The organism is Cupriavidus sp. GW821-FHT02F09 (assembly GCF_059421605.1).
The window spans coordinates 277949-291864 of the sequence record NZ_JBWKVH010000002.1 but is presented as its reverse complement, the minus strand read 5'-3'; the positions used below and the strand labels follow the sequence as shown (position 1 = coordinate 291864).

The window sequence follows — 13916 nt, the reverse complement described above, 5'->3', positions numbered from 1 at the left end:
GCGCGGCCGGTCTTGGCGTAGCATCGGCAACCATTCCATCGTCCGATGTCATGGTTAAGCATGCACGCTCCCCATTCCCTTCCCAACCAGCGATTCGTCCAGTCCGGCGGCGTGCGGCTTGCCATCAAGACCTGGGGCGATCCCGCGCACCCGGCCATGGTGCTGGTGCACGGCTATCCGGACAACAGCGCGGTCTGGCACGGCGTGGCGCCTCTGCTGGCCAATGACTATTATGTCGTGGCCTACGATGTGCGCGGCGCCGGCAGCTCTTCGGCGCCAAAGGGCATGGCGGCCTATCGCCTGGAGCGCCTGGCGGAAGATTTCAGCGCGGTGATCGACGCCGTTTCTCCCGATGCGCCCGTCCACCTGGTCGGCCATGACTGGGGCTCGATCCAGTGCTGGGAGTTTGTCACCGAGCCACGCCTGCGCGGCCGCATCGCTTCGTTCACGTCGTGCTCCGGGCCTTGCCTGGACCATGTCGGCCACTGGATGCGGGGAAACCGGCGCCTGTCGTTCACGGCGCTTTCGCGCTCGCTGCGGCAGATGGCCTCGTCCTGGTATATCTATATCTTCCACCTGCCGTGGCTGCCCGAGCTGAGCTGGCGGCTCTGGATGGGCCGCGCCTGGCCGCTTTACCTGAGACGGACCGAGGGTATCGAGGCGGATCCCAACCCCACCCAGGCGGCGGACGGCCGTCACGGGCTGGCGTTGTACCGCGCCAATATGCTGCCGCGCCTGCTTTCACCGGGCGAGCGCCACGCGCACGCGCCGGTGCAGGTGATCGTGCCGCTGCTGGATCGCTATGTCAGGCCGGCGCTGTCCGAGGATCTGTCGCGCTGGGTGGAGCGCTGGTGGCGCCGGGAGGTCTGCGCGCGCCACTGGCTGCCGCTGGCGGACCCCGCCGGCATGGCGGCGATGGTGCGCGACCTGGCCGGGCATATCGATGGTGGCCCCGAGTCGCTGGCATTGCGGCAGGCACGGATGGCGCCAAATCCCGGAATTTCATAATGCGGAAAGCTGTTCTGCGCGGCAAAAAATGGTGATGCGTAGCACAACGGGCATTTCTCATGATGGAAGATTGCCTGCCGCATCGTGGAAAATATATTGTAAATCATTGATTATAAAAGAGAAAAAAACTAAACAAGGATTGCATTCCGAGCTGTTGCGACGCGAGGTGTTTCCCTACACTCTTATATAAGACACATGACCTGAGCGGCAAAAAACAGGGGTGGCGAGGCCAGCAGAGCAGCGCCGCCGAAACACCCCCCGAAAGTGCCCCGGTCGGCAAGTCGGCACCACGGTCCGCCAAGCCTGTCGCAAGTTTTCAATGCCATCCCCGCCCTACACACTAGGAGAGTGAAATGTCCCGCGAAACCGAAGCAAAGAACCTGCAAAAAGAATGGGATACCAATCCTCGCTGGAAGGGCGTCGCGCGTCACTACACGGCGGATGACGTCGTGCGCCTGCGCGGCTCCGTGCAGATCGAGCACACCTTGGCCCGCCGCGGCGCCGAGAAGCTGTGGCACCTGCTGAACACCGAGCCGTTCGTCAACACGCTGGGCGCGCTGACCGGCAACCAGGCCATGCAACAGGTCAAGGCTGGCCTCAAGGCCATCTACCTGTCGGGCTGGCAAGTCGCAGGCGACGCCAACCTGGCCGGCGAAATGTACCCCGACCAGTCGCTGTACCCGGCCAACTCGGTGCCGCAAGTGGTGCGCCGCATCAACAACACCTTCCAGCGCGCCGACCAGATCCAGTGGAGCGAAGGCAAGGGCGATACTGATTTCTTCGCGCCGATCGTGGCTGATGCCGAAGCCGGTTTCGGCGGCGTGCTCAATGCCTTCGAACTGATGAAGTCGATGATCGACGCAGGCGCTGCCGGCGTTCACTTCGAAGACCAGCTGGCTTCGGTCAAGAAGTGCGGCCACATGGGTGGCAAGGTGCTGGTGCCGACGCGTGAAGCCGTTGCCAAGCTGACCGCCGCGCGCCTGGCCGCCGACGTGTCCGGCGTGCCGACCCTGGTGATCGCCCGTACCGATGCCGAGGCCGCGGATTTGCTGACGTCCGACGTGGACGAGCGCGATCGCCCGTTCTGCACCGGCGAGCGCACGGTGGAAGGCTTCTACCGCGTCAAGCCGGGCATCGAGCAATCGATCTCCCGTGCCCTGGCCTACGCCGAAGTGGCCGACCTGGTGTGGTGCGAAACCGGCAAGCCTGACCTGGAATTCGCCAAGAAGTTTGCCGAAGCTGTTCACGCCAAGTTCCCGGGCAAGATGCTGGCCTACAACTGCTCGCCGTCGTTCAACTGGAAGAAAAACCTGGACGATGCCACCATCGCCAAGTTCCAGAAGGAACTGGGCGCCATGGGCTACAAGTTCCAGTTCATCACGCTGGCCGGCTTCCACTCGCTGAATTACTCGATGTTCAACCTGGCCTACGGCTATGCCCGCAACCATATGAGCGCATTCGTCGAACTGCAGGAAAATGAGTTCACGGCCGCTGAGAAGGGCTTCACCGCCGTCAAGCACCAGCGCGAAGTCGGCACCGGTTACTTCGACGCCGTGACCCAGACCATCGAAGGCGGCCAGTCGTCCACGACCGCCCTCAAGGGTTCGACCGAAGACGAACAATTCTTCGACAAGAAAGTAGCCTGAGGCTTCAGATCGCGAGATCGAAAAGCTGAATGGCTGACTGGCCCGATAGCCGGTCATCTTGAAGGGCGTGCGACCATCACGCCCCTCAATTAGGCGCCGCGCCGTCTCCCTCTCAGGGACGGCGCGGTTTTTTGCTTTTTGGGGTCGGCCTGCGAAGAATGTTAAAAATTGTGTCTGTAGCAATTATGTCATTTGTGTGCCGATTGAGATGTTTTAGGCGATATGATGCTGCCCGTGTGTAAGCAGCGCCACACCGCAGGTCGCCGGCCAGCCGCCGGCACATCTCCACTCAAGTCACTGGCGAGCAACCCGGCCGGTGTCGATCCCAAGAAGGCAACAAACATGAAGCACAAACTTTCCCTGGCCGCTATCGTCGCGCTCTGCGCTGCATTGGCCGGCTGTGCCGGCACCAATGTCGACGGCATGATGGGCGCCGGCACCTCGCTGTTCAAGGCGGCCTCGCTGAGCGATGGCGACGTCAAGGCCATGTCCGACCAGTCTTGCGCCGAGCTCGACAAGGCCAACAAGATCGCGGCCCCTGGCAGCACCTACAACAAGCGCCTGACCAAGATCATGGCGGGCCTGCAGTCGAGCGGCCTGCCCAGCGTCAACGCCAAGGTCTACCTGACCAAGGACGTCAACGCCTGGGCCATGGCCAACGGCTGCGTGCGCGTGTACAGCGGCCTGATGGACATGATGACCGACGACGAAGTGCGCGGCGTGGTGGGGCATGAGCTGGGCCACGTGGCGCTGGGCCACACCAAGAACAAGATGCAGGTGGCGTACACCGCCATGGCGGCGCGCGGCGCGCTGGCCGCCGCCGGTGGCACGGTGGCTGCGCTGTCGGCCTCGCAACTGGGCGAAATGGGCGAGCAACTGATCAACGCGCAATTCTCGCAAACGCAGGAAAGCGCCGCCGACGACTACTCGTTCGACGTGCTGACCAAGAACAAGGCCAATACCCGCGGCCTGGTCACGGCGTTCCAGAAGCTGGCCAAGCTCGATGGCGGCAAGTCCAGCATGTTCTCGTCGCACCCTGGCTCGGACGACCGCGCCAAGCACATCGAAGACCGTATCAATAAGGGCAGCTGATCCGGGCCGGCCTTGCCGCATAGGCGGGCCGGGCAGGCAAAAAGGCTGGCTGCCCTGTTCGGGGTGGCCAGCCTTTTTGTCGTTTATCGTTCGTCGTCTGTCGCCAGGGCGCGCTCAGCGATACACGATCACCGGGATGTCGGTGTGCGTCAGCACCTTCTGGGTTTCGCTGCCCAGCAGCAAGCCCGACAAGCCGCGCCTGCCGTGCGAGGCCATGAAGATCACGTCGCAGCCATGGCGCTCGGCCGCGTCGATGATGCCCAGGTAGGGCACCGCAAAGGTGGACATGTCGGCGTCAAAGCTGATGCCGTCGGCCCGGGCGGCGGTTTCCACTTCCTTCAGGTATAGCTTGGCCTGGCTTTCGATGCGGTCCCTGAAGGCCTGTGGCGCCTCCACCACGATCTCGCTGAACGGCGTGTAGGGATACTCCTCCAGGCAGACATAGGCGGTGACCCGCGCGTTGATTGTCTTGGCCAGCTCCAGCGCGCCGTCGATGGCCTTCTTGGACAGTTCCGAACCGTCGGTGGGTAGCAGGATGTGCTTGAACATGCTGGACTCCTTTGGGGCGAATGGACCGGATTTACCTTTGGACGGAGGCAGGCCGCACGGCACCTGTCAGCTTTCATTGTAGGCAGGGGTGGCGCATGCGGCATTGCCCTAAATCAAATCGAACTAGGAATTGACCGCCAGTTGCGGCTTGCCGGCGGCAGATGCCTGTTCCGCGCGGCGCCAGTAGGCCGGGTTCCCATAGGTGTTCTTCAGGTGGTCGATGAACAGCCGTACCCGCAGCGGCAGGTGCTTGCGCTGCGGGAAGACAGCGTGGATGCCGATGGGTGGCGCCTGGAACTCGTCGAGCACCGTGACCAGCCGGCCGCTAGCGATTTCCTGCCCGACTTCCCACCAGGAGCGCCATGCCAGCCCGTGGCCATGCAGGCACCATGCGTGCAGCACCGCGCCATCGGTGCATTCCATGGTGCCGCCCACCTTGACCGTGACCGCGCGGCCTTCCTGCTGGAAGGCCCAGCCGCGCTGCACGTTGGCGCTGGCGCCGAAGGCCAGGCAGTTGTGACGGGTGAGATCCTCGGGCAGGGCGGGCACGCCATGGCGCGCCAGGTAGTCGGGGGACGCCACCACCACGCGCCGGTTCTCCGCCAGGCGGATCGACACCAGGCTGGAGTCGGGCAGGTCGCCCAGGCGGATGGCGCAGTCGAAGCCCTCATTGACGAGATCCACCACGCGGTCCGACAGGTCCAGCGTGATGGTCACGTCCGGGTGCGATTCGATGAACAACGGCACCAGCGGCGCCACGTGCTTGCGTCCGTAGCCTGCCGGCGCGGTCACGCGCAGGTGGCCGCTGGCCTTGACGCCGCCCGCCGAGACGCTGGCCTCGGCGTTGTGCAGGTCGTTGAGGATGCGCTGGCAGTCTTCCAGGAAGGCCGAGCCTTCGAAGGTCAGGCTGATCTTGCGCGTGGTGCGCAGCAGCAGCTTGACGCCCAGGCGCTCTTCCAGCGCATCGATGCGCCGGCCGATGATGGCCGGCGCCACGCCTTCAGCCGCCGCGGCCGCCGAAAGGCTGCCGCGCGCGGCTACCGAGACGAATGTCTCCAATTGTTTGAAATGATCCACGAAGCTCGCCAGTTTTGTGCCTCATGCCGCCCAAAGCAAGGGGTGGGTGAGGCAATGGGGTGGATTTGGTGCCTTATCTTTACACCGTTAGCGAAGATTAGTGGGGTAAAAGTAAAAGATCAAGTGACCCTGACCGACTTTGCCGCACTGCAACGTCTCCCTACAATGCTATGCATTCATTGGTGTACAGGCCCACGCAGTGGCGCTGGCCTGCCGGGTATGCCGGGTTTGTCGGATTTGTCCAAAGGAACCGCTCCAGCTCATGCAAAAGATCCGCGCAGTCGTCTTCGATGCCTATGGCACGCTGTTCGACGTGTATTCCGTCACCGCGCGCGCGGAGCAATTGTTTCCGGGCAAGGGCGAGGCGCTGGCGCTGCTGTGGCGCGAGCGTCAGATCGACTACACCCGCATCCGCTCGATGGCCGCGCCCGACGGCGCCTACTACAAGCCGTTCTGGGCGCTGACGGTGGATGCGCTGCGCTATGCGGCCGAGCGCCTGCAACTGGAGCTGGACCCGGCCCTGGAGGCGCAGCTGCTCAAGGAGTACGCGTGCTTGTCGGCCTTCCCGGAAAACCTCGGCGCGCTCAAGCGCCTGCGGGCAGCCGGGTTGCCGCTGGGCATTCTCTCCAACGGCAATCCGCAGATGCTGGATATCTCGGTCAAGAGCGCAGGCATGCACGGGCTGTTCGACCACGTGCTGTCGGTCGACGCGGTGCGCATGTACAAGACGGCGCCCGAGGCCTACGCGCTGGGCCCCAAGGCGTTTGGCGTGCCGGCAGGGGAGATCCTCTTCGTCTCGTCCAATGGCTGGGACGCTTGCGGCGCCACCTGGTACGGCTACACCACGTTCTGGATCAACCGTGCCGGTCATCCGGCGGAGCGGCTCGATGTGAGCCCTTCCGGCACCGGGCACGACATGAATGACCTGCTCGAATTCGTCCGCATCCAAGGTGCGGCGGTTTGACGGCGGGCACCTTAAATCAACCATCGATCACAGGAGAACACTGATGGCCATCACGCTGCCTGCGGGCATGAAGATTACCGGCGAAATCCTGCCGGCCTACGAAGACATCCTCACGCCGGCGGCCCTGGCCCTGGTGGACAAACTGCACCGCGCCTTCGAGCCGCGCCGCCAGGAACTGCTGGCTGCCCGCGTCGAGCGCACCAAGCGCCTGGACGCCGGCGAGCTGCCCGACTTCCTTGCGCAGACCAAGAGCGTGCGCGAAGGCGACTGGAAGGTCGCGCCGGTGCCGCCGGCACTGCATTGCCGCCGCGTGGAAATCACCGGCCCGGTCGAAGCCAAGATGGTCATCAACGCGTTCAACTCCGGCGCGGACAGCTACATGACCGACTTCGAGGACTCCAACACCCCCAACTGGCACAACCAGTTGCAGGGCCAGGTCAACCTCAAGGCCGCCGTGCGCCGCACCCTCACGCTGGATTCCAACGGCAAGCACTACAAGCTCAACGACAAGATCGCCACGCTGCAAGTGCGCCCGCGCGGCTGGCACCTGGACGAGAAGCACGTCACCATCGACGGCCAGCGTGTTTCCGGCGGCATCTTCGATTTCGCGCTGTTCCTGTTCCATAACGCCAAGGAACAGATCGCTCGCGGCGCCGGCCCCTTCTTCTACCTGCCGAAGATGGAAAGCCACCTCGAAGCGCGTCTGTGGAACGACGTCTTCGTCATGGCCCAGAACGAAATCGGCTTGCCGCAAGGCACCGTCAAGGCAACCGTGCTGATCGAAACGATCCTGGCCGCCTTCGAGATGGAAGAAATCCTGTATGAGCTGCGCGAGCACAGCGCCGGCCTGAACGCTGGCCGCTGGGACTACATCTTCTCGTGCATCAAGAAGTTCAAGGTCGACAAGAACTTCTGCCTGGCCGACCGCGCCAAGGTCACCATGACCGCGCCGTTCATGCGCTCGTACGCACTGCTGCTGCTCAAGACCTGCCACAAGCGCGGCGCGCCCGCCATCGGCGGCATGAGCGCACTGATCCCGATCAAGAACGATCCGGAGAAGAACGCCATCGCCATGCAAGGCATCATCAACGACAAGAAGCGTGACGCCACCGACGGCTACGACGGCGGCTGGGTGGCTCACCCGGGCCTGGTCGAGCCGGCCATGAAGGAATTCGTGGCCGTGCTGGGCGACAAGCCCAACCAGTTCGACAAGCAGCGCGACGACGTCAACGTGGCGGCCAAGGACCTGCTGGACTTCCAGCCGGAAACCCCGATCACCGAAGCCGGCCTGCGCATGAACATCAACGTCGGCATCCACTACCTCGGCTCCTGGCTGGCAGGCAACGGCTGCGTGCCCATTCACAACCTGATGGAAGACGCCGCCACCGCCGAAATCTCGCGCTCGCAGGTGTGGCAGTGGATCCGCTCGCCCAAGGGCAAGCTGGAAGACGGCCGCAAGGTGACCGCCGAGATGGTGCGCGCGCTGATCCCGGAAGAGCTGGCCAAGGTCAAGGCTTTCGTCGGTGGCGACACCACGACGTATGACCGCGCCGGCGAGATCTTCGAGCAGATGTCCACGTCGGAGGACTTTGCCGAGTTCCTGACGCTGCCGCTGTACGAAGAGATCTGATCGGGCGGTAGCACTTGCCTGGCCGGGGCTTTTTCCCCGGTGCAAAAAAAACCGCAGCAAACCGCAGCCTGGTGCTGCGGTTTTTTTTATGGTGCGCCCGGCAGGGCGCACTCACTCGATCTCCTCGTCGGCGGGAAATCGATAGGTAGTGATGGGTGGTCTCCACGCATCCATCACACGCGCCCCGAATGCTTGCCGTCGGCCTGGCCGCAAGCCGTTTGCGCAGCGCCTTTGCACGTCGATCCCGCCTTGGATCGCTGAGATCCAGCCCCTCGAATTCTTTGTCCGCCCGCGCGCCCCGGCTCGTTGTCCATTCGCGCCAAAAAATTCGAGCGTGAAGGCGAGTCCGCGCATGCTCACAGCCCGCTGTGCCCAGATTCCACTAGTGACCGGCCGCATGCTGTCGAGGCGGGGCTTCGACTTTCCTATGACGATAGGGCTTGAAGTATCCAGGTATTGATTTAATTGTTTTTCAGAAAAACAAGAATTGTCTTGGGCTTATTTTATTTCATGAGATCTATGATTTGGTCACCGTCGAGTGGCCTCAGTGCCATTGCGTATCTTTCCGTGACTGCCTCTGGCGTGGAATGCGTCAGGCAGGGTGCGGTTCGATTCGGAAGCCGGTGCATCGGTCCCCTGTGGACCTGCATTTAAACCTGGGTGCATCTAATAGTTTGATGCATTGCCCCATTACCAACGGAAGAAGGAAATCACATGAAGCGTACTATTCTCGGGAAACGTACTGTTCTCGGTTCTCTCGCAGCAGGCTGTGTGGTCATGGCCGCCATGGCTCCCTCGTTGTCGCATGCGTTCGACGGCCATCTGGACTTCACCGGCTCCATCACGGACGTGACCTGCACCATCAACGGCAAGCCGGCCGGGCCCAACAACCGCACCACCGTGGATCTGGGCAGCGTGGACCCGATCATCTTCACCGCCGTTGGCACGAAATCTCCCGCAGTACCGTTCAGCCTGGTGCTGGGCGGCGGCACGGCCTGCAAGGATAAAACGAAGGCCTCTATCTCCTTTGATACGGGCTCGGCCAACATCGATCCCGCCACCGGCAACCTGATCCTGCAGGGCACCGCTGCGGCAAAGGGCGTGCAGATCGAGATCAGCGACAACGGCAACAAGGCCACCGGCAAGATCCCGCTGCACCTGGCTCAGACGAACCCGCAGGTGGCCACGATCGCGGACAACACCGCAACGCTGACCTACAGCGCGGCCTATGTCCAGACCGCTGCCGCCGTCACTGCGGGTGCGGGTAACTCGTTCATCCGCTACACGATGGCCTACTACTAAATCGAGCCAGGTTTCATTGCCAGGAATGCCATGACGTCGGTCGCTCGCATCTCTTCACTTCTTGCCGCCGGTGTCGTGGCGCTCGCCGCCTGCGCCAGCGTGGCGCAGGCTTCCATTGTCATACAGGGTACGCGACTGGTATTCCCGTCCGATGCCCGGGAGGTTACCGTAAGGCTGAACAACATCGGCAGCGAGCCCGTTCTCGTGCAGAACTGGCTGGACGATGGCCAGCCGGACATGCCGCCCGAGAAAGTCCGCGTTCCCTTCATGCTCGCGCCGGCGGTGGGCCGGGTAGAGCCGAGCAAGGGCGCGGTGCTGCGTATCGTCTATACGCAGGAACCACTGCCGGCCGACCGCGAGACGGTGTTCTGGCTCAATGTGCTGGAGGTGCCCTCGAAGAAGGAGGACGCCGAGAATGCGCTTCTGTTCGCCTTCCGCAGCCGTATCAAGGTTTTCTTCCGGCCTGTGCAACTGAAGGACGTCGATGCCGCTCCCGGCAAGCTTGCCTGGAAGCTGGTCACCGTGGATGGCCAGGGGCCGGCCGGAAAGACGGCGAAGCAGCTTGCCGTGGAGGTCAGCAACCCTACGCCCTACTACGTTTCCTTTGGCCGGGTCGACGCCAGGCTGGAGGGCAAGTTTGTCGCCGCGGGTGGTGGCATGGTGGCCCCGCTCGGCAAGGAGACCTTTGTGCTACCCGAAGCAAAGCCCGGAAATCACCCCGGTGCCCTGGTCCGATACGAAGTCATCAACGACTACGGTGGCCGGTACACGGAAGAGAAGGCATTGGCAAATTAGCCGCTAAGCACGCCTGTCCCGATTCCTTTCACTGTGTCCGTTGCACAGCGGCCTCCAGCTTCCGCAGATAGGACAAATTCGTCGGTCTATGCAATCCTCAGTTCGCCTTGTTCAACCCGCTGGCCCGGCTCGCGCCGGCAGCGTGGCTGCGCTGCCGGCCTCCAGGCCGGGGCGCCTTGCGCCTCGCCTGATCGGCGCCGTGGCGGCGATCGCGATGTCGCCTGCCGCCTGGGCGGCGGCGACCGTTGTGGGTGGGCAGGGCGCGGGGACGCGCCAGTCCATGGATCTTGGCGCGCCGATTGGCGAGACCCCGGCGCAGGAACGTAAAGGGGCACAGGATGGTGACCCGGAGCGCGCGCGAAGTGCCGGCAGCGATGGAAACGGGCCCGAGCCGCGGCTGCTGTCCGCCCTGGACGGCAAACGGGTGATATTCGACTCCTACATGCTGGCGCAGGGCACCGAGGGCATCACGATCGATACCAGTCGTTTCGAGCGGCTGGATATTGTCGCGCCGGGCAAGTACCGCGTCGAACTGCATGTCAATGGCCAATGGCGCGGCACCGAGGATATCGAGTTCCGGCAGGTTGCGGGCCGGGAAAGCGCGCAGGCATGCTACGACCGCGATCTGCTCACCCGCGCAGGTGTCGATCTGCGCAAGAGCGCGCGCGGCCAGGATCCCGCGCGGCCGCCCAACCCGATGCCGGAAGGCCCGGTCTGTGCCGACATCGGCAACTATGTTCCCGGCGCCGAACTCAAGTTCGACCAGGCAGAGCAGGCGATCTATCTTTCCGTGCCGCAATACTATCTGCGGCTGACCACATCGAAGAACTATGTCGATCCGCAGCGTTGGGACAGTGGCGTTCCGGCGCTGCTCCTCAACTACAACACCAATGTCTTCACCACGCAGAGCCAGGGACGCAACACCACCCAGGCCTACGCGGGCCTGAACCTGGGGGCAAACCTCGGGCCGCTGCGATTGCGCCACAACGGCTCGGTTACCTGGTCGGCGCCGACTGGCACGCGCTATCAGCGTGGCTATATCTATGGCCAGACCGATCTGCCCGAGCTGCGCTCGCAATTGCTGGTCGGCGAGAGCTCGACCAGCGGCGAGCTGTTCGATTCGGTGTCTTTCCGCGGCGCGCAGATCTTCAGCGACGACCGCATGCTGCCCGAGACGCAGCGCTACTACGCACCTGTGGTGCGCGGTACCGCCGGCTCGAACGCCCGGGTCTCGGTCCACCAGCGCGGTTTCCTGGTCTACGAGACCACCGTGGCACCGGGGCCGTTCGAGATCAATGACCTGCAGGTTGCCAGCTACGGCGGCGACCTGCAGGTGACCGTGACCGAGGCCAACGGGCAGGCGCGCACCTTCCTGGTGCCCTTTGCCACCACCGTGCAATTGTTGCGGCCCGGCGTCACGCGCTACAGCGTGACCGCGGGCAGGGCTAGCGACCCCGCTCTGCAAGGCAGCGGACAGTACGTCATGCAGGGCACGCTGCAACACGGCATCAACAATATGGTCACCGGCTACGGTGGTGTGGCCTTCGCCAGCAACTATGTGTCCGGGCTGCTGGGCGGGGCGCTCAACACGCGCTTCGGTGGCTTTGGCGCCGACGTCACGTGGGCCAGGGCCGCCGTGCCAAACGGCGATAGCCTGCGTGGCTCCAGCTTCCGTGTTTCGTACAGCAAGAATTTGCCGAACAGCGGTACCAACTTCTCGCTGCTGGCGTACCGCTATTCCACGCGTGGCTATCTTGGCCTGCGCGATGCGCTGATGCTGCACGATGCCGTCGAGCGCGGCGCGGCGGCCGATTCGTTCGCGCGCACGCGCAGCAGAGTGGATGCCAATATCAGCCAGCAGCTCGGCGCGAGCGGCGGCAATGTCTACCTCAACGGCTCTTCGCTCCAGTACTGGAACCAGCGTGGCCAGGCGCTCAGTTTCACGCTGGGCTATAGCAACCAGTGGCGCGGCAACACCTATTCCGTGTCCGTGCAGCGCGTGCAGAACGCGGGGGGCGGTGGGGCCTTGTATGGGGGAGCGAGCAGCGGCAGCAGCACGCTGGTCAGCCTCAACCTGTCGATTCCACTGGGAAAGTCCGCCCGCGGCGCTCCCGTCCTGAACGCCTTCGTCACGCACGACGACAGTGCCGGCACGCAGGTGTCTTCCGGCGTTTCGGGGATCATCGACCAGCAGGGCAAGGGCTCGTACTCGCTCTCCGGCACTTATGACGACCGGCGCAATGCCGCCTCGGGCAACGCCAGCATCAACTGGCGCCTGTCCGACGTCACACTGGGCGCCAGCATTGGCCAGGGTCAAGGCTATCGGCAGGCGTCGGCCAGCGCGCAGGGCGGCCTGGTCGTTCATCCGGGCGGCATTTCCATGGCACAGACCCTTGGCGAGACCATCGGCGTGGTCCATGCGGCGGATGCGCAGGGCGCCCGGGTCGGCTACGGCGGCGCCAGCGTGGACCGGCGCGGCTACGCGGTCGTACCCAGCCTGATCCCTTATCAGTTGAACAGCATCGATGTCGATCCCAAGGGCATCCCCGACGACGTCGAATTGAAGGTGACCTCGCGCAGCGTCGCGCCGCGCGCTGGCTCGGTGGTGATGCTCACCTACGAAACCCGCAAGGCGCGCGCCGTGCTCATCAACAGCCGCATGCCCAATGGCGAACTGCTGCCCTTCGCCGCCACCGCCATCGATGCCGAAGGCGGCATGGCGATCGGCGCCGTGGGCCAGGGCAGCCGCCTGGTGGTGCGCACCGAGAAGGACCGCGGCTCGATCCGCGTCGAATGGGGCAAGAAGCCCGAAGAGCGCTGCGTGATCGACTACACGCTGCCCGCGCGCGTGCAGGGCAAACGCAGCGGCTACGAGATGCTGGACCTGCCATGCCTTCCATTGCCGGCCGGCGGCGTGGGCAGCAAAGAGCTGGCGGCGCGTCCGTGAGGCCGAATCAACCCGGAGCCGGGCAACCGTTGAGCACCAGGACGGCAGCGCAAGGCAATCCGGCCGGCATGCTGAACCAGGGAAGGCCGAGCTGCATGACCCATCCGATCATTGCGGGCGGCAGCGATCGCAGGCAGCGCTGCGAGCGGCGGTGGCGCGGCGCTGGGGCCATGCTGGCCTTGCTGCTTTGCCTGGCGCCGGCCGGGGCGCTGGCGGCGTTGTCGATCATCGGCACCCGCTTCGTCTACCCCGCCGAGCTGTCGGCGCTGAGCGTGAGGCTGCGCAATGCCGGCGACAGCCCGATCCTGGTCCAGGCCTGGCTGGACCAGGGGGAGGTCAATGCCGATCCGGCCACGCTGAGCGTGCCCTTCATCTTGTCGCCACCCTTGCTCAGGCTGGACCCGGAGCGCAAGACGGTGCTCCGGCTGCGCTACACCGGTGAGCCGCTGCCCGGGGATCGCGAGTCGGTGTTCTGGATCAACTTTCTGGAGGTGCCGCCGCTGGCCGGGGACACCGCCAGTCTGCTGCGCCTGTCTTACCGCACGCGCATGAAGCTGCTGTTCCGGCCGGCGGGATTGCCCGGCACCGCGGACGAGGCCATCGGACAGGTGACATGGGCGTTCGGCAGGGCAGGCAAGGCGGGCGGCGCCGTCCTGGAAGCAAGCAACCCTACGCCTTACCACGTGTCGCTGGCGCGGATGGCCGTCGGGCGCGGGGGCGCATCGGTGGAACTGGACGGCCAGACCATCGCGCCGCTTGGCGTCACGCGGTTCACGCTGCCCGGCTTGAAGGGCGCCGCCTCGGACGAGGCGGTGGTGCATTACGAAGCCGTCAGGGACAGCGGCGAACTGATCGTCGGCAATGCAAATGTCAAAAGGTAGTTTCGACGCAGGTTGATGGGTGGCT

At 64.2% G+C, this 13916-nt stretch carries 11 protein-coding genes and 1 pseudogene; 9 read left to right on the top strand and 3 right to left on the bottom strand.

Annotated elements, in window-relative coordinates:
• Positions 1-60 precede the first annotated feature (60 nt).
• The 3 genes from AC07XB_RS04010 to loiP all read left to right on the top strand — a co-directional run bounded on the left by AC07XB_RS04010 (position 61) and on the right by loiP (position 3746).
• The gene (locus AC07XB_RS04010) at positions 61-1008 is read left to right on the top strand and encodes an alpha/beta fold hydrolase (protein ID WP_492371648.1); all 948 of its coding nucleotides are present in this window, start codon (positions 61-63) and stop codon (positions 1006-1008) included.
• 353 nt (positions 1009-1361) lie between these two features.
• Complete coding sequence (gene aceA / locus AC07XB_RS04005) at positions 1362-2654, top strand: isocitrate lyase (RefSeq protein WP_416048836.1); 1293 nt, start codon at positions 1362-1364, stop codon at positions 2652-2654.
• 342 nt (positions 2655-2996) lie between these two features.
• Positions 2997-3746: a metalloprotease LoiP gene (gene loiP, locus AC07XB_RS04000; protein WP_150983571.1), complete on the top strand. Its 750-nt coding sequence runs from the start codon at positions 2997-2999 to the stop codon at positions 3744-3746.
• A gap of 114 nt (positions 3747-3860) precedes the next feature.
• Here loiP and AC07XB_RS03995 read toward each other — a convergent pair whose 3' ends face one another.
• Entirely contained in the window at positions 3861-4295 is a 435-nt protein-coding gene (locus AC07XB_RS03995) for a universal stress protein (protein ID WP_006161942.1), read from the bottom strand.
• Between the two features lie 123 nt (positions 4296-4418).
• Positions 4419-5372 carry a LysR family transcriptional regulator gene (locus AC07XB_RS03990; RefSeq protein ID WP_150983570.1) on the bottom strand — a complete coding sequence of 318 codons (954 nt, stop codon included), beginning with the start codon at positions 5370-5372 and terminating at the stop codon, positions 4419-4421.
• Between the two features lie 262 nt (positions 5373-5634).
• On the opposite strand from AC07XB_RS03990, the gene AC07XB_RS03985 reads away from it, so the two are divergent.
• Both AC07XB_RS03985 and aceB read left to right on the top strand, forming a co-directional pair.
• Positions 5635-6336, top strand: a complete 702-nt coding sequence (locus AC07XB_RS03985; RefSeq protein WP_492371649.1) for a haloacid dehalogenase type II — start codon at positions 5635-5637, stop codon at positions 6334-6336.
• A gap of 43 nt (positions 6337-6379) precedes the next feature.
• On the top strand, positions 6380-7966 hold the full coding sequence (gene aceB / locus AC07XB_RS03980; RefSeq protein ID WP_174427333.1) for a malate synthase A: 1587 nt from the start codon (positions 6380-6382) through the stop codon (positions 7964-7966).
• A gap of 169 nt (positions 7967-8135) precedes the next feature.
• Here the strand turns inward: aceB and AC07XB_RS03975 are convergent.
• Positions 8136-8294, bottom strand: a pseudogene (locus AC07XB_RS03975) (IS4/Tn5 family transposase DNA-binding protein); the annotation flags it as partial.
• A gap of 386 nt (positions 8295-8680) precedes the next feature.
• Here AC07XB_RS03975 and AC07XB_RS03970 point away from each other — a divergent pair.
• The 4 genes from AC07XB_RS03970 (at position 8681) to AC07XB_RS03955 (ending at position 13891) form a co-directional block, all read left to right on the top strand.
• Positions 8681-9268 (top strand): fimbrial protein, encoded by a 588-nt coding sequence (locus AC07XB_RS03970; protein ID WP_492371650.1) that lies wholly within the window; start codon positions 8681-8683, stop codon positions 9266-9268.
• 30 nt (positions 9269-9298) lie between these two features.
• The gene (locus tag AC07XB_RS03965) at positions 9299-10063 is read left to right on the top strand and encodes a fimbria/pilus periplasmic chaperone (protein WP_492826410.1); all 765 of its coding nucleotides are present in this window, start codon (positions 9299-9301) and stop codon (positions 10061-10063) included.
• Positions 10064-10151: 88 nt separating this feature from the next.
• A complete protein-coding gene (locus tag AC07XB_RS03960; protein WP_492826408.1) occupies positions 10152-13010 on the top strand; it encodes a fimbria/pilus outer membrane usher protein in 2859 nt (952 codons plus the stop codon).
• Between the two features lie 29 nt (positions 13011-13039).
• A complete protein-coding gene (locus AC07XB_RS03955; protein WP_492826406.1) occupies positions 13040-13891 on the top strand; it encodes a fimbria/pilus periplasmic chaperone in 852 nt (283 codons plus the stop codon).
• Positions 13892-13916 lie beyond the last annotated feature (25 nt).